Annotated in this window: 16 protein-coding genes; 11 read left to right on the forward strand and 5 right to left on the reverse strand. The window is 35.8% G+C overall.

The annotated features are described in order from the left end of the window. Positions 1-36: 36 nt before the first annotated feature. The 5 genes from Q0972_RS10200 to mscL all read right to left on the reverse strand — a co-directional run bounded on the left by Q0972_RS10200 (position 37) and on the right by mscL (position 5,364). Positions 37-453, reverse strand: a complete 417-nt coding sequence (locus Q0972_RS10200) for a hypothetical protein (protein WP_299365471.1) — start codon at positions 451-453, stop codon at positions 37-39. A 2-nt stretch (positions 454-455) separates the two neighbouring features. Further along, complete coding sequence (locus Q0972_RS10205; RefSeq protein WP_299365473.1) at positions 456-827, reverse strand: hypothetical protein; 372 nt, start codon at positions 825-827, stop codon at positions 456-458. Further along, positions 824-1,207 (reverse strand): alkyl hydroperoxide reductase, encoded by a 384-nt coding sequence (locus tag Q0972_RS10210; RefSeq protein ID WP_299365475.1) that lies wholly within the window; start codon positions 1,205-1,207, stop codon positions 824-826. The genes Q0972_RS10205 and Q0972_RS10210 overlap by 4 nt, the downstream gene beginning before the upstream one ends. 410 nt (positions 1,208-1,617) lie before the next feature. Then, positions 1,618-4,809, reverse strand: coding sequence for a cytochrome c biogenesis protein CcsA (gene ccsA / locus Q0972_RS10215; protein WP_299365477.1), 3,192 nt, complete (start codon positions 4,807-4,809; stop codon positions 1,618-1,620). A 105-nt stretch (positions 4,810-4,914) separates the two neighbouring features. Next, positions 4,915-5,364, reverse strand: coding sequence for a large conductance mechanosensitive channel protein MscL (gene mscL, locus Q0972_RS10220; RefSeq protein WP_299365479.1), 450 nt, complete (start codon positions 5,362-5,364; stop codon positions 4,915-4,917). Positions 5,365-5,681: 317 nt separating this feature from the next. On the opposite strand from mscL, the gene Q0972_RS10225 reads away from it, so the two are divergent. The 11 genes from Q0972_RS10225 (at position 5,682) to Q0972_RS10275 (ending at position 17,153) form a co-directional block, all read left to right on the forward strand. Continuing rightward, positions 5,682-6,443, forward strand: coding sequence for a Rossmann-like and DUF2520 domain-containing protein (locus Q0972_RS10225; RefSeq protein ID WP_299365481.1), 762 nt, complete (start codon positions 5,682-5,684; stop codon positions 6,441-6,443). Next, complete coding sequence (locus Q0972_RS10230; protein ID WP_299365482.1) at positions 6,430-6,963, forward strand: HAD family hydrolase; 534 nt, start codon at positions 6,430-6,432, stop codon at positions 6,961-6,963. The genes Q0972_RS10225 and Q0972_RS10230 overlap by 14 nt, the downstream gene beginning before the upstream one ends. A gap of 4 nt (positions 6,964-6,967) precedes the next feature. Continuing rightward, positions 6,968-7,282: a hypothetical protein gene (locus Q0972_RS10235; protein ID WP_299365484.1), complete on the forward strand. Its 315-nt coding sequence runs from the start codon at positions 6,968-6,970 to the stop codon at positions 7,280-7,282. A 7-nt stretch (positions 7,283-7,289) separates the two neighbouring features. Continuing rightward, complete coding sequence (locus Q0972_RS10240; protein ID WP_299365485.1) at positions 7,290-8,216, forward strand: geranylgeranylglycerol-phosphate geranylgeranyltransferase; 927 nt, start codon at positions 7,290-7,292, stop codon at positions 8,214-8,216. A 157-nt stretch (positions 8,217-8,373) separates the two neighbouring features. Beyond that, positions 8,374-8,964, forward strand: coding sequence for a Maf-like protein (locus tag Q0972_RS10245; RefSeq protein WP_299365487.1), 591 nt, complete (start codon positions 8,374-8,376; stop codon positions 8,962-8,964). 30 nt (positions 8,965-8,994) lie between these two features. Continuing rightward, on the forward strand, positions 8,995-9,936 hold the full coding sequence (locus Q0972_RS10250; RefSeq protein WP_299365489.1) for a septum formation inhibitor Maf: 942 nt from the start codon (positions 8,995-8,997) through the stop codon (positions 9,934-9,936). A gap of 38 nt (positions 9,937-9,974) precedes the next feature. Further along, complete coding sequence (locus Q0972_RS10255; RefSeq protein ID WP_299365491.1) at positions 9,975-10,508, forward strand: mechanosensitive ion channel domain-containing protein; 534 nt, start codon at positions 9,975-9,977, stop codon at positions 10,506-10,508. Between the two features lie 3 nt (positions 10,509-10,511). After that, on the forward strand, positions 10,512-11,591 hold the full coding sequence (gene corA, locus Q0972_RS10260; RefSeq protein WP_299365492.1) for a magnesium/cobalt transporter CorA: 1,080 nt from the start codon (positions 10,512-10,514) through the stop codon (positions 11,589-11,591). Positions 11,592-11,681: 90 nt separating this feature from the next. Beyond that, on the forward strand, positions 11,682-14,201 hold the full coding sequence (locus Q0972_RS10265) for a PIG-L family deacetylase (protein ID WP_299365493.1): 2,520 nt from the start codon (positions 11,682-11,684) through the stop codon (positions 14,199-14,201). A 136-nt stretch (positions 14,202-14,337) separates the two neighbouring features. Then, entirely contained in the window at positions 14,338-16,164 is a 1,827-nt protein-coding gene (locus tag Q0972_RS10270; protein WP_299365494.1) for a sodium:solute symporter, read from the forward strand. Further along, entirely contained in the window at positions 16,161-17,153 is a 993-nt protein-coding gene (locus tag Q0972_RS10275; RefSeq protein ID WP_299365495.1) for a Gfo/Idh/MocA family oxidoreductase, read from the forward strand. The genes Q0972_RS10270 and Q0972_RS10275 overlap by 4 nt, the downstream gene beginning before the upstream one ends. The last annotated feature ends 11 nt before the right edge of the window (positions 17,154-17,164 follow it).

Here is a 17,164-nt window from a genome sequence, read left to right on the forward strand (position 1 = left end):
ATTAAGCAATCATGACGCAAATATGCACATTATTTTTTAATTCTGAAGAAAATATATCAATGATATTAAAAATAATGATGTCCAAAGCACTGTCCTAGTCCAATTTCTTGTTACTAATTTTTTACAGACATTTTCTACTGGCTTGTTATTGTCTATACTAAAGTGAAGTGGGACAAAAACTCGAAACGTCAGTATCCATAGCATTAAAACCAGAAATAAACTAATAATGGTATACCAGTTTCTTATTTGCAATAAGTGAAAAATACTAAGTGCCAGTTGACTAAACATTAGAGGCAATACGATAAAGGTAACACGCTTAGTATAACTTCTATGCCACTTAACTAAATCTGATTTTGAATAATAACCAAAACTTGGATAAATGACCAGCTGAACAGCCCAGATTAATATTACAAATCCAAAATCTATGAGCAATCTCAATATTTCGACCGTCATTTTTAATTTACTTTTCTAACCATCCAAGCCCAATACATAAGGATTGGATGTACAATTAATAGTCTAAGCCAAGCTATCCAAGGCGCAACGCAAAAAGCACTCTCTACACATGACCCCTTTAAGATAAAATCGACATGCGATGGTATAAACAGAATTAGCAAGATAATGATTCCTTTCGCAGCTAATAACCTTGTTTTGGGAAAAACAATACCTAAGCCTAGGAGAATTTCAAAAGTACCACTAGCATAGTTAATAAAGGAATGAAATGGTAGATAATCAGGAATTAAATCTGAATAAAACTCTGGATTAATAAAATGATAGCTTCCTGCAAAAAGATAGAATCCTACTAATATATTGCGTAAAATTTTAATCACGATAGTTTCCATTTATGATCTACATGCACTTTTCTCAGAATTAGAAAAAATGGAATCCACCAAATAAAATCATTGGTAATTAAGGTATAAATGAATTCTAAGGGCACATCACCATTTAGGTAATTAAAAACAAAGCCTAAAGGACCAAAAACTTTACCCAAAAAGCCAACCGCTACAATTGGCCAATGTTTCATTGGGTTATAAGACGCCCACCAATAGCCTAAACCATAAACACCAATGACCATGCCCATACCCTGCCAAACCATTGGATGGTTTAGAGGTGCCATTCCGACAAGTTCAAAAAAATGATTAGGAAAAAGAACTACCCAAGCCCCCCAAATAACATTGTAGATTGCTGCAAGACGAAGCGTTAAGCGCATTTTTCTTTTTTATGCAAAGATAAGGAACAAAAAAAGAGTACGATGAATCTTAGTCGTTTTTACCAGCCTTGTTATACGCACGGATCATAAGAATTGCCCATAAGGCTACAAGTGCTATAACTATAATGGAGAACCATAATACAATATCATTTGCTACCATGATCTACAAGTTTTAAGTAGATCATGACTCCTAGTAATGTTGGTGCCCAAAGGCCCACAAATATACCATGCATCTGATCTCCGGTTAGAAATAAATATTCTGCGACAATAATTATAACTGCACACAAGATCAACATGAACAAATTTGCAGTTCCTAATTTTTTGAAGTAATCCATCTTTGAGGGTTAGTTTAAACCCTCAATTTAAAAAAAAATTACAATGTGTTAAAAAAATCCTAATGAAATAATTAACTATTTATAGTACACTTTGTGCTTTCGGTAAGCAAAGAAAGCTAATATCGCTATGATAACCAATGTAATAGCTATAAATTGAAAACTCAGTATTTGGTCTCCACTTGCATAAGCGTGCAATCCAGAGAGGTAAAAATTAACGCCAAAATAGGTCATTAAAATACTACCGAAGGCTAAAACCGACATTAAATTGTAGAACCAACGTCCCCGTAATCCAGGCACTAAACGCATATGAATCACAAAAGCATAGATCATAATACTTATTAATGCCCACGTTTCTTTTGGATCCCAGCCCCAATAACGCCCCCAACTTTCATTAGCCCACATACCTCCTAAGAAATTACCAATAGTGAGCATTACCAAACCAACGGTCAATGCCAATTCGTTAATTATGGTCAGTTCCTTAATATTAATCAGCATACGTTCTTTATTTGTCTTGTTGGTTAAAATCATAAGAAGTAAAGCGACCACGCCTAAAATCATGCCTATAGCAAAAGGGCCATAACTTGCCACAATGACTGATACGTGAATCATTAACCAATAGCCTTGTAGAACAGGTTGTAAGTTAGCAATTGCCGGATCCATCCAATTCCAGTGTGCTACCATTAAAATCATAGAACAAACAAAGGCTGCTGATGCAATAGTGAGATTACTCTTCCTCCCAAATAAAAGACCAAAAAGCATCACAGACCATGCCACATAGATCATAGATTCATAAGCATCACTCCAAGGTGCATGTCCAGACAAATACCAACGCCAAATTAGGCTAAGTGTATGGGACAAGAACAAGAGTATTACAATACCGATCATTGCATTTATTGCCCATTTTAATACTTTGCTCTTAAACTTAAATATCTGAACGATTATAAGAATAAACAATAGTGTTGCGGCATACATATACCAACTAAATAGCTTCTTAAAAATATCGTATTTATTGTAGAGAATTTCAGATTCTATTTTTTCATCTGATAACATAATATTACCACCAAACTTCTGTTGGGTTTTCTTTATACCTTCTAGAAGCTCTTCTGCTTTTGTAAAATCACCTGTTTGCTTGGCATTATTTAAAGTTACCAGATAAGCACTAAAACCATTGTTAATAAAATTTTTATACAAAGAATCCTTGATCTTATCGTTGTAACCCTTTTCCCTGTATTCTAATGACGAAATCCAAGTATTGTTCTCATCCTCTGGAACAGGGAATATTTTTATAGAGCGTCCTTCAATGGCATTATACAATAGATTGACACGAGAATCCGCTTCCTTAACTTCTTTCTGAAAACCATTGGGAACTTGTGCTTTGTAGGCTTCTTCTAGATATGGTCCTAGTTTATATCTCCCTTCTGGTGTAAAGAAATCTACAAGACTTGCATATTTTTCACCATAATCTACACCGATTATTGTTCGAATGGAGTCAGCCTTTCTTTTCTTTAAATAAATAATAGGGACATTATACCACAGCAATGGGCTCTCTTGGATGGATAAAAATACCTGCGTCGCATTAAACGCTTCGTAAACATCTTTTTTACTTAGTTTCCTTAAAGTTTCCGAAGCATAGGTATGCATGGGCATCATACGACCACTATAGTCTTGAATCACCATCTCGGCAAACTTATCCGCATGCTCTTCTGGCGTTATGTTAGCACTTAAGATAGAATCAATCTGAGACTTAATAGGCTTTTGGGAATGATCATGGCCATCACCGCTTGAATGTTCCTGAGCAAATGATGAAAAACTTAATAATAAGGCAATCATTGCCATCAGTTTTGCCTTTTTCTTTTTCAATTTATACAAACGTTGTCTTAAGTCATCGAATCGTGTATGCCTGGCAAAAATAATCGCCATCAAACCAAAGTACAATAATAAATAACCAGCATAAGTTATGTAGGTACCCCAGCGATCGTGATTTACAGAAAGTACAGTTCCCTTTTCATCTGGATCAAAACTCGCCTGAAAAAATCGATAACCTCTGTGGTCTAGGATATTATTCATATAAATGTGATAGTCAAAATCCCCTTCGTCCCTATCCAATACAGTCACCTTACTTTCATATGAGGAATATGCATTTTCGGTTCCTGGGTATTTTTCGGCTATGAAATCATTAAGTTTTACCTGAAAGGGTAATTGCTCTAATCTAGAGCCAAAGCGCAGTGCCACATCCAATCCACCCACATTAATTTCTTCCATTCTATTGTAGGTTCCCAGACCACCAATAAGATTGATACTCTTGGTTTCTCCGTTTGCTGTAATATCTAGCACAGCTCCACTTTCATCACCTTTAAGAATCGTTGGTTTCTTTACGATATCGAAAACACCTTTTACAACAGGTTTAGGAAATACCAACTGCATATTTGCAATAATGTATCTAGAACGCAGTGCCAAACGTTGCAAACTGTCCTTTACCAATTTACCACGCTGACCAGTAGCCATAGTCATATATTCACCCTCATAAGGAGACTTTATAAATAAGCCTTCTTCGGTATTAAATATGTTTATGGCACCATCTTGTTCTTTATTAAGGGAAATTAAGACATTATGCAAGTTAGAAATTTGCCCTTCCTTTAAAAAGTGGTTATGCGGTCTTCCATCTCCTGCTTCAACAACCTTCAAATAACTTTCACCATTTTCATCTGGTATAATATCTTTTTCTGCACCCTTTATGAACCTTTTGAGCTTAAAACCAACATTAGTATCACCATAATCATAAGTGCGTTCAAAATCATTATTGAGGCGATGTGAAAAATCTACTTCCTCCATAATATTGCGCTGTTGTAGTTCTCCATTAATTTGGTAATCTCCTACAATACGTCCACTGATATAGGTTTTTAGGGATCGAAACTGGCTCTCGGTTGCTCCTTCCCGAATGTTCATCATCCCTTCGTAGCCAATGTATCGCGTTACACCAGCACCAACTATGATCAAAATCCAAGCTAAATGTAAAATAAGCGTGGCCCATTTTTCCTTTCGCCATAAACGGTATCGTCCTATATTTCCAATAAAATTGATCACAAAAATGACCATGATCGTCTCGAACCACCAAGCGTTATAAATCAATGTTCTCGTATAGGGTGTTGGAGAGGTCTCCATGTTTCTATCCATAATGGTTCCTGTGGCCATAGCCACAGCAAAAACAATGAATAGAACGGCAGTAAGTCTTGTTGAAAAAAGGAAATTAAGGATTTTCTTTTGCATAGCTCGATGGGCTTTTTTAAGCTCGTGCAAAGATAATGCTTTTTCGTGATTTTGTATTTGTTTTTAAACCATCAAAAAGCGTTAAAATTATCCTTAAGCTTACAATCAATTTGAAATTTTGGACTTTAGTAATTGATTTTGTTCTTCCATTAAATGTTTTAAGTCCGATAATAACTCAATATCCTTTGGTGTCACGACGGTTTGGTCATTGGTGTCTTGTGCTTTATTACGTAATTTGTTCATGGCCTTTACTACAATAAAGATGGTAAAACCGATAATTAAAAAATCTAGAAAGACCTCTATTAAGGCACCATAAGCTACGACAACTTCACTCGTAGTCACGGTTCCTGCTGCATCTGTTACCCCATCCCTTAGCACCAATTTTTTATCCTGAAAATTAACGCCATCAGACAGTAATGACAACGGTGGTAACAAAACCTGCTTGGCCAATACACCAATCACTTTATTAAAGGCAGCACCGATAATGATACCAATGGCCATGTCCATCATATTGCCCTTTACGGCAAATTCTTTAAATTCTTTGAGGAGTTTCATGCTAGTTATTTGTTTTATGTTTCTTTAGTGTGAAATTCGTCAATTCGAGTGAATTTCAGGAATAATTATGAATGAAATTGTATCGAGAATAGAATTTCAGCCGTATTGTAGTTCTCGATACGTCCCGACTTTTACTGTCGGGATACTCGAACTGACAACCATTATTTAGTTCTTGCCTCAAAAATTTTTAAATAGTCGTTTCTCACTTTGGTATAGAACTGAGAAACCAATTGATAAATATCTGCTCTGGTTTTGATGTCTGATTTGCCAACAATTCAAAGTTATTCTTTTAAACTAAATCTTACTATTTTTACAGCATGATAACTGTTGTTCTTCTTGGTGCTGGCAATGTGGCCACACATCTTTATAAGGCATTTAAAGCTTCTAATGCAGTAACTATTGTGCAGTGGTACAATCGCAATTATACTGCTATTTCATCTTATGCCAACGAGGTTGATATTACTGATGATTTATCAAAATTAAAAGAGGCTGACCTATATATTTTGGCCATTAGTGATGACAGCATTTCTAAGGTATCTAAGGACTTACCTTTTGAAAGCCGATTGGTAGCTCATACTTCGGGAAGTGTTTCTATTCACGATTTGGACAAGAAAAACCAGCGTGCCGTGTTTTACCCCGTACAGACCTTTTCTAAAGAAGCCGAATTAGACTTTAGTGAAACTCCGATCTGCATTGAGGTTACTGAAAAGCAAAATCTTCAATTTATGAAGAATTTGGTTCAAGCATTAGGCTGTACGCCTTATAGAATTACCACAGAACAAAGGCAAACCTTGCACTTGTCGGCTGTGTTCGTTAATAACTTCACCAATCAATTGTATCGAATTGCACACGAAATAAGTGATGCTAAAAGCATAAATTTTGATATATTAAAACCTTTAATATTAGAAACCGCGAAAAAAGTTCAAAATATGTCACCTTATATGGCACAAACAGGACCGGCAAAACGAAACGATAAAAAAACCATAAGACGGCATCTAAAGCAACTAGAAAATGAAGAGCATAAAGCGATTTACGAACTTTTAACCGCTTCAATAAAAAAAACACATGGACAACGCTAAAAGCTATAAAGAATATCTAATCAATATTACCACCTTCATCTTTGATGTAGATGGTGTGCTTACAGACGGCACTATCACAGTCACTACTGATGGAGAAATGCTGCGAAAGATGAGCATTAAAGACGGCTTTGCCTTAAAAACTGCTGTTGATGCTGGTTTTAATGTTTGTATTATTTCCGGAGGTTCTAACGAAGGTGTTCGGAAACGATTAAAAGGACTTGGCATAACCGATATTTATCTTGGTGCACATAATAAAATTGAGCAATTGGATGAATATTTGGATATTTACAATATTAAGCCCGAATCTGTGTTGTATATGGGAGATGATATTCCTGATTATCCGGTGATGAAGTTGGTTGGTCTACCTTGTTGTCCTCAGGATGCAGCACCAGAGATTAAGGCAATTTCAAACTATATTTCGCATAAAAATGGGGGAAAAGGTGCTGTGCGCGATATTATTGAGCAAGTGCTAAAAGTCCATGGTAAATGGAATGCTAACTTCGATGCAAAATATGACTAAATAAATGGGACGCAGAAGCAGAAGACATAGTACAGGTTTTGGTTATATTGGTTTTGGAAACAATCAGGCCACTTTTAACCAAAAGACCTCTGTTCCCTTTTCAGTTTATAAGGAAAAACTGGATCTTGAAGCGCATCTCCATTACGAAATGGAATTTATGCACAAAGACCTGACTAAGGCCGATAAACAAAAAATAAAAGATAAAATAAGAAAGCAAGAACGTAAACTATTTATCAGAACAACCATATTAAGCCTCTTCGTTTTTGCTCTTGTGGCTTTTATAGCCTACTATTTAATTAATCAAATTCTTTCGCGCTAATCCCCTTATGATTCATTTTCTAAACCTAATTCGTTGGAAAAACCTGGTTATGATTGCACTTGTGCAACTCTTAATAAAATATGCCTTACTCCTCCCCTTTTTTGAAAGTCACGGCGTTATAACTACGTTAAGTCCTTTGGCTTTTTCATTATTGGTTATTTCCACATTATGTATTGCCGCTAGTGGTTATATCATTAACGATATCTATGATATTGAAACCGATAAAGTGAATAAACCCGAACGCGTTATTGTCGGCACCTACGTTTCCGAAAAAGTAGCGCTAAGGCTTTTCATTGTACTTAATGTAATTGGCGTTGGATTAGGTTTTTATCTGTCTAACGGTATCGGAAAATCGGGATTTTTCGTAATTTTCTTTATGGCTTCTGCCCTATTGTACATCTACTCATCTTACTTAAAACAAATGCTTTTGGTTGGTAATATTGTTGTATCCTTAGTAGTGGCCTTAAGCTTACTTTTGGTTGGGATTTTTGAATTGTTACCCGTAATAAACGAAGGCAACAGAAAGATTCAAATTTTCTTTTTCAGACTTATTCTAGACTACGCCATTTTTGCATTTATGGTTAACCTCGTTCGCGAATTGGTAAAGGATATAGAAGATATTGATGGTGATTATAAAGCCGGTATGCAAACTTTGCCTATCGTTTTAGGTCGTGATCGTACTACAAAAATTGTATTTATCTTATCATTGATTCCTATATTTTCTGTAGTGTATTATGTAGTAACCAACCTATTTAAGCAACAGCTTTTTGTTGGTTATTTTCTAATTTTTATAATAGCACCTTTAATTTACATTAGTATAAAACTCTTTAGTGCCGAGCATAAATCACATTACAAACACATAAGCTCAGTGCTTAAGCTTGTAATGCTAACGGGACTGCTCTCAATAGTGCTATACCCTTTAGTTTTGAAATGAGATTCATCGAGGAGTGTAATGTGTCATTCCGACAGAGCTGGGTTCTGAGCGAAGACTAAAATAAAGCGATGAGGAATCCCATAGTCTTATTTTGTAATGAGATTTAGCTACGCTAAACCTTATGTTTATGGCTTTAACCATTAACTAGATAATATATATGCTAAACGAAAAACTCAAAAAATACCAAATTATTTTGGCTTCAGCCTCACCGAGGCGTCATGCCTTTTTAAAATCCATGAATATTGATTTTGAAGTCAGATTACATCCTTTTGATGAAATCTATCCCAAAGAATTAAAAGGTACCGAAATAACGGATTTCTTGGCAAAACTTAAAGCTGAAGCCTTTAAAAAAGACCTTAAGGAAAATGATATTTTAATTACAAGCGATACGATTGTTTGGTTAGATGGCAAGGCTATAGAAAAACCAAAAGATAAAAACGATGCGTTTAGGATGATCAAATCATTAAGTAGTAAAACACACGAAGTAATGACATCGATTTGTTTTACGCAGCAAACCAATCAGAAATTAGTAAATACAACAACCAAAGTCACATTCAAACCTTTGACAGACGAAGAAATATGGTTCTATGTTAACACCTACAAACCTTTGGACAAAGCGGGCGCTTATGGCATACAAGAATGGATCGGAGCCATTGGTATTACCAGAATTGAAGGCTCATACAATAATGTCGTTGGCTTACCTACACATTTATTTTACGAAACGTTAATTAACATTATTAACACCTAATATCTTCTTATTTTTGTAAAAAATTTGAAAATGAATAAGTCTATAAAAGCGCTCATCGTTTTTTTATGCTTTATGTGTGTGCTCATCATCATAATGTCTTGCAAAGACGATAAACCTGAAACTTCCGAAACACTTGCCATATCTGAGATAAAGGAAGAACCTATTAAACCAAAAACAATATTATCCCAGGAGTTTAAAGATTATTGGTATGCTGGTGAAGCCGAAATTACATCCTATAAATTAGAACAAGCGCGTTATGGAGAAATGCGAGATGGTTCTGCAGTTTTAGTTTTTGTTACAGAAGACTTTTTACCTGATGCACAAGTAAAAGCAGATAATTACAGTGAATCGAATATCCCGGTTTTAAAACTCAACGCCACCAAAAACTTTAATACTGGTATCTATCCATATTCTATAATGCAGAGCACCTTTTATCCCGTGGCCAATAACGAGCATGCCATAAAAGTTTCGGCATCAATACAAGAATGGTGCGGACAAGTCTATACACAACTTAACAACAGAAATGACTTTGAGGTGATGTCGCATTCTTATTTTCAGGACGAAGCGGACCAAAATTTCAGTATTGAGAAAACATGGACCGAAAATGAGCTATGGACGAAACTGCGAATCGACCCTAAAAGTTTACCGACTGGTGAACTAAGTCTTGTACCATCTTTAGAATTTACGAGATTAAGACATAAAACCATAAAAGCCTACAATGCTTTTGCCAACTTAGATGGTGGTGTTTACACCATAACATACCCAGAATTAAACAGAACACTTAAAATAAGTTTCGACCCTGAATTTCCTCATGAGATTTCCGGTTGGGAAGAAACCACGGTTAATGGCTATGGAGGTTCTGCAAAGACACTTACTACCAAAGCTACCAAATTAGAATCCATTAAATCTGCCTATTGGAGTAAAAACAATAATGCAGACGAAGGCTTGAGAGAAACTTTAAAATTGCAATAAATTAAAATTATATTTGTTACAGACCAACGCGCTGTAACATGACTAAATTCTTCGAGGCCTATCAATCTGAAATTATCTATTCTGTAGTAGTATTAATAGTCCTATTTATCATAAGGACCATCATAGTACTAAGTGTTAAGCGCATCGGTAAACGTAGTGGTACAACCGAAGCAAGAGCCAATTTAATAGGGCGTTATGCCACAGTAACATTAGTTCTTATTGCACTTCTCATTGAAGCTTTTATTCTCGGTTTTGACACAAGAGATATTACCCTGGTATTTTCTTCGGTATTTGCCGTTATTGGTATAGGATTGTTTGCGATCTGGTCCATTTTGAGCAATATTACCTCAGGTGTTATTATGTTTTTCTCATTCCCGTATAAAGTAGGCGACAAAATAAAGATTCATGATAAGGACTATCCTGTAGAAGCCATTATTGAGGATATTAGGGCATTTCAACTCATCTTAAGGGAAGATAATGGAGATTTGGTAACCTATCCAAACAATCTTATACTTCAAAAGGCTGTAACTTTAGTAAAAAAAGATGCTTTAAGCAAAAGTACCTCTAAATAGATTATGGCAAGAAAATCATCTAAAAAACGTACTCAAGACTATGTAAAACATATTGGTCAGATACCTGGTACACTTATATATACCGGTGAGAAATCTGATAAAGATTTTCAAGTTGAATGCTTTGACTACACAAAAGAAAACGTTGAAGAATCCATCCTATTGAATATTGAAGAAGTCATCAACTACAAAGAAACCGATTCGGTGACTTGGATTAATATAGATGGTCTTAAGCATACCGATAAGATTGAAAACATAGGCAAACAATACAATCTTCATCCTTTAGTACTAGAAGATATTGTAAACACCACCCAACGCCCAAAAATTGATGAGTACGAAGCATATTTGTTTGTAGTACTAAAAATGCTCTACTATGATAAAAATGGTAGCCTAGTCATTGAACAGGTCAGTCTTGTACTTGGCAAAAATTATGTGCTAACCTTTCAAGAATCCGAAGGTGATGTTTTTGGAACTATAAGGAACAGGTTACGTCATAATAATGGAAGAATTAGAGGTTTAAAATCCGATTACCTCATGTATGCTTTAATTGATGCTGTAGTCGATAATTATTACACCATCATTGAAACCTTAGGCAATAAGATTGAAGATCTCGAAACCGAATTGTTTGAAGGACATGCAAGAGAAGATGTGAATATTGAAATACAACAACTCAAACGGGAAATCCTAAGGGTGAGACGTGCCATATTTCCTTTGCGCGAAATCATTAGCAGAATTACCAAAGACGATCAACCTTTAATCTACAAACGTACAATTACCTATTACAGAGATATTTATGACCACCTCATCCAAGTTTCCGAAAATATAGATATTTATCGTGAAATGATCTGGAGTTTAATGGATATGTATATGACTACCATTAGCAATAAGATGAATGAGGTTATGAAAGTTCTCACCATCATAGCAACCATTTTTATTCCACTAACTTTTATTGCAGGCATATACGGTATGAATTTTAAGTTTATCCCTGAGCTTCAATATAAATATGGCTATTTTGTACTTTGGGGCATTATGATCCTTATGTTTTTGGCCATGTTGTATTATTTTAAGCGAAAGAAATGGCTGTAAGTTATTGTTTTAACCGTTAAACAAAACCTAAAACCAAACCCACTAGCTGGTTACTTTTATATATTTGAAAAGCACTAACTAATACACACCATGCGCCATATTAAACTTTACCTATACTTCATTTTAGGTAGCTTGGTTACATTACAAGCACAACAACCTGAAAAATTAAGTTCTTCAGAAATTTATGAAGCCGTCCAAAAACTTAATGTTCTTGGCTCTGTATTATATGTTGCTGCACATCCAGATGATGAAAATACACGCTTAATTTCGTACATGTCTAATGAAGTTAAAGCACGTACAGCCTATTTATCCTTAACACGTGGTGATGGTGGGCAGAATCTTATTGGCCCAGAAATAAGGGAGTTGCTCGGCGTTATAAGAACTCAAGAATTGTTAGCTGCCAGAGGTGTCGATGGTGGCGAACAGCGTTTTTCTAGAGCAAACGATTTTGGTTACTCAAAACATCCCGACGAAACCTTCGATATTTGGAATAAAGATGACGTACTAGCAGACGTGGTTTGGGCCATTAGAGAATTTAAACCAGACGTAATTATTAATCGCTTTGATCATAGAACGCCTGGTACAACCCACGGTCATCATACAGCTTCTGCTATGTTGAGTGTTGAAGCTTTTGATTTAGCCAATGACGCTTCAAAATACCCTTCACAATTAAAACTTACCGAAACGTGGCAGCCCAAACGATTATTCTTTAATACCTCTTGGTGGTTTTATGGCAGTAGAGAGAACTTTGAAAAAGCCGATAAAAGTAATATGCTCAATTTTGATATTGGTGTCTACTATCCAACTAAAGGCATGTCCAATAACGAAGTCGCTTCTTTAGCTAGTAGTCAGCATTTGTGCCAAGGATTTGGCCGATTGACCACACGAGGCACACAACAAGAATATATAGAATTTCTAAAAGGAGAACCTCTAGATGGAACCAACGATGTTTTTGCGGGAATTGACACTTCCTGGAACAGAATTAAAGATGGACAAGCCATTGGAAATATTTTAAACGACGTTGAAAAGAATTTCAATTTTGTAAATCCAGCCACACACTTACCACAACTATTGGAAGCTTATAAATTACTCCAAAATGTTGATGATGAGCATTGGAAAACGCTGAAGTCTAAAGAGCTAAAAACCATTATTGAAGCTTGTGCTGGTCTGTATTTAGAAGTTTCGGCCAACACACCACATACATCACCAAATTCAACTGTGAGTCTTAAAATAGAAGCTTTAAACCGAAGCAAGGCAAAAATTAACTTAGTATCCTACAAGCTTTCAACACTTGAAAATGGAATTTCGAAACAAATGGAAATGCCAGAAAATGAGCGTTTGAATTTTGAAGAAGGAATTACTATTCCAAATAATATCACCTCTACTGCACCTTACTGGCTTAACAAGAAAAGTTCTTTGGGTATGTACCATGTTGAAGAGCAACAACTAATCGGACTACCAGAAACGCCGAGGGCTGTTTTTGTAGATTTTAATTTGAATATCGAAGGTACACCTCTAACCATTACCAAGCCTGTAGTCTATCGTTATTCAAAACCAGACAAAGGCGAATTATATAGACCTTTTGAAATCATTCCAGAAGTATCAGCTAGCATAAGCGATAAGGTATTTATATTTGAAAACGACCAACAAAAAGAAATAGAAATTACTGTGAAAGCAGGACGCAATGCCATTGAGGGTTATGTACAAATGGCTTATCCTAACGATTGGAATGTGTACCCACAAAAACAAAAAATAGAAATTGCTACTAAAGGAGATATTCAAAAAGTAGTGTTTACCGTTATTCCCCCTAAAGATCAAAGCGATGGGCTAATTACGCCAATGGTTAATATTAATGGGGAATTTTATACAGATGAGCTGATTGAAATTGATTATACACACATTCCTTACCAAACGGTGCTTATGCCTAGCGTTAGCAAAGTAGTGCGCTTAGACATCAAAAAACGTGGTGAAAATATTGGTTACATAGAAGGCGCAGGTGATGTTGTCCCTGAAAGTTTACGTCAAATTGGCTATAATGTCACCATTATTAAACCAGAACAAATAGCTTCGGAAAACCTAGTAAACTTTGATGCTATTGTTGTAGGAATTAGAGCTTATAACATTTTAGACGAATTGAAGTTTAAACAAAAATTTCTGCTAGATTATGTAAATGAAGGCGGCAATTTAATTATCCAATACAATACCAATAGACGTGTTAAAACTGATAATATCGCACCTTACCCTTTACAGTTATCTAGAGATCGTGTGACTGATGAAAATGCCGAAGTACGTATTCTAGAGCCTGACCATCCACTTTTAAATTTCCCTAATAAGATTACCCAAAAGGATTTTGAAGGTTGGGTTCAAGAACGTGGCCTCTATTTCCCCAATCAGTGGTCAGAAGAATTTACACCACTATTAGCAATGAATGATAAGGGTGAAAGCTCAAAAGAAGGTAGCCTACTTGTCGCTAATTACGGAAAAGGACATTACATCTATACAGGCTTAAGTTTCTTTAGGGAATTTCCTGCAGGTGTTTCGGGTGCTTACCGCCTTTTTGTTAATCTTCTATCTGCGGGTAAAGAAGACAAAACAACACTTAAAAACTAACAACTGATTAATATGCAAAACCAAGACCAACCTCAACCAAAACAAAAATGGGATAAAATGTACACCATTGTGTTAATTGCCAATGCCTTATACATTGTTTTGTTTTACTTTATAACAGCTTCATTCGCTTAGGCTTATGCAACAAACTTTAGATTGGATTGACTGGACGGTTTTAATAGCCACCCTAGTTACTATTGTCGGCTATGGTACTTGGAAAACCAGAGGCAGCAAAAACGTTCAGGAATATGTACGAGGCGGAAACTCTTCAAAATGGTGGACTATTGGCTTATCGGTTATGGCTACCCAAGCCAGTGCCATAACCTTTTTATCCACAACAGGCCAAGCCTTCTCAGACGGTATGGGGTTTGTTCAGTTTTATTTTGGACTACCCATCGCGATGGTCATTATCTGTTTAGTATTTATCCCACTATATCATCGGCTTAAAGTTTATACAGCATACGAATTCTTGGAAAATCGATTCGACCTTAAAACTAGGACTCTTACTGCAATTCTATTTTTAATCCAACGCGGACTTGCTGCTGGCATCACCATCTTTGCACCAGCTATTATTTTATCTGTCGTTTTGGGCTGGAATATCATAACGCTCAACATTATAATAGGAGTTCTCGTCATTATCTATACTGTTTCGGGTGGCACAAAAGCAGTAACCGTAACACAGAAACAACAAATGTTTGTCATTTTTGCTGGGATGATTGCGGCTTTGGTGATCATTATCGGTTTAATCCCTGATGAAGTCTCTTTTACCGATGCTATTGACATCGCAGGTGCAACTGGTAAGATGCAGGTTTTAGACTTTTCTTTTGATCTTAACAACAGATATACTGTTTGGACAGGATTCATAGGTGGTACGTTTTTAATGTTGTCTTATTTTGGTACAGATCAGAGTCAAGTACAACGTTACCTTTCCGGTAAATCCATGAAAGAGATGCAAATGGGCTTACTTTTTAACGGTTTACTGAAAGTCCCTATGCAATTCTTCATACTATTGGTAGGTGTTATGGTATTTGTATTTTACCAATTTAATCCAGCACCTTTGAACTTCATTGATGCTTCAACACAAACCGTATTGGCTTCAGAATACGGTGAAGAGTACAAATTACTTCAGGAGAAGCAAGCTGAACTTTTCGGCACGAAACAAAGATTAAGTCTAGCTTATGCAAAGGATAATAATGAAGATTTAAGATCAGAATTGTTTACCGTCGATAGTCTTGAAAAAACCTACCGTTCGGAATCAAAATTTCTAATCAAAAAAGCAATAGATCCCGAATATAGAAATGAATACAAAAAGCTTCAAGAAGAGGTTGAAACTTTAAAATCCGATACCAGTAGCGCAACTTACAAAGAAAAGTCTGCTGAACTCAATATGCTTTACAAAGATGCTGCTAAGGATACACAGACCAACGACAGGGATTACATGTTTATCCGATTTATCTTAAATCATTTACCAGTAGGATTAATTGGTCTTTTATTAGCAGTTATTCTTTCTGCTGCTATGTCCTCTACAGCATCTGAGATAAATGCACTGGCTACTATTACGTCCATTGATTTATATGGTCGAAACCTTAAAGAAGATAAAGGAGAAGCACATATGGTGAACATCACTAAATGGTTTACCTTCGGTTGGGGAATTGTAGCCATTATTATTGCTTGTTTTGCCAATCTTGCAGAAAATTTAATTCAATTGGTCAATATTATCGGGTCTATTTTCTATGGCAATGTATTAGGTATTTTTTTATTGGCTTTTTTCTTTAAAAAAATTCGAGGGAATGCTGTTTTTATTGGAGCACTGATTACCCAAGTTTTCATTATTGTGCTTTACTTTTTAGACAACTTCGAAATCATCAATTTACCTTACTTATGGCTTAATCTCATTGGATGTCTCATTGTTATTATTATTGCACATATATTGCAATTTATGACGCCTAATAAAGTAAAGGCATGAGCACAAGGGTGATTCGTTGGGGGATAATTGGCGCAGGCAAAATCGCCAAGAAATTTGCTCAAGACTTAATCACATTAGATAATACAGAACTTTATGGTATTGCTTCGCGCAGTTTAATAAAAGCTAACAAATTTGCATCCGAATGTAATGCTAGCATTGCCTATGGCAGCTATGAAGCACTTGCATTAGATCCTCATGTAGATGCCATTTACGTGGCTACGCCTCACAGCTTTCATTGTGCCCATTCCCTACTCTGCTTAAAACACAAAATTCCGGTTTTATGTGAGAAACCTTTCGCCATGAATCTTGACGAAGTAAATGAAATGATTCAAACGGCAAAAGAAAACGACACATTACTAATGGAAGCCATGTGGACTGCATTTTTACCGCATTTTAATTTTGTTGAAAAACTGATTAATACCAAATACTTTGGCGAAGTCTTAAAACTTGAAGCCGACTTTGGTTCGCATCCTATGTATGACGAAAACTCAAGGGTATTCGATAAATCGGTTGGTGGCGGAAGTTTATTGGACATAGGCATCTATCCTATTTTTGCTGCGCTCTCTACTTTGGGCTTACCTAACACTATTGAAGCAAAGGCAGAAGTATTCCCTAATGGTGCCGACTCCAAATGTGACATGGTATTTCATTACAATAAAGCAAAAGCTTACTTGAAGAGTTCATTAGTTGACGATACTAAAACCGAAGCTATTTTTTATTGTGAGGAGGGCATAATTAAAATTAACGGTCGTTTTCACGAACCAACGTCTGTTTTACTCATTGACAAATTCGGTAATAAGGAATTAAAATCCTTTAATTATCAAATGATTGGTTATAGTTACGAAATTGCCCACTTCAATAAGCTTATAAGACAAGACAAAACCGAAAGTGCTATTATGTCTTTCAATAGAAGCATGGCGTTGATATCTACTTTAGATAAGGTAAGGCATATTATTGGCTTAGGGTACAACAAAAAAAGCGCAACTTAAATGGTCGCGCT

It is taken from the genome of Winogradskyella sp. (assembly GCF_028282165.1).
GTDB lineage: Bacteria > Bacteroidota > Bacteroidia > Flavobacteriales > Flavobacteriaceae > Winogradskyella.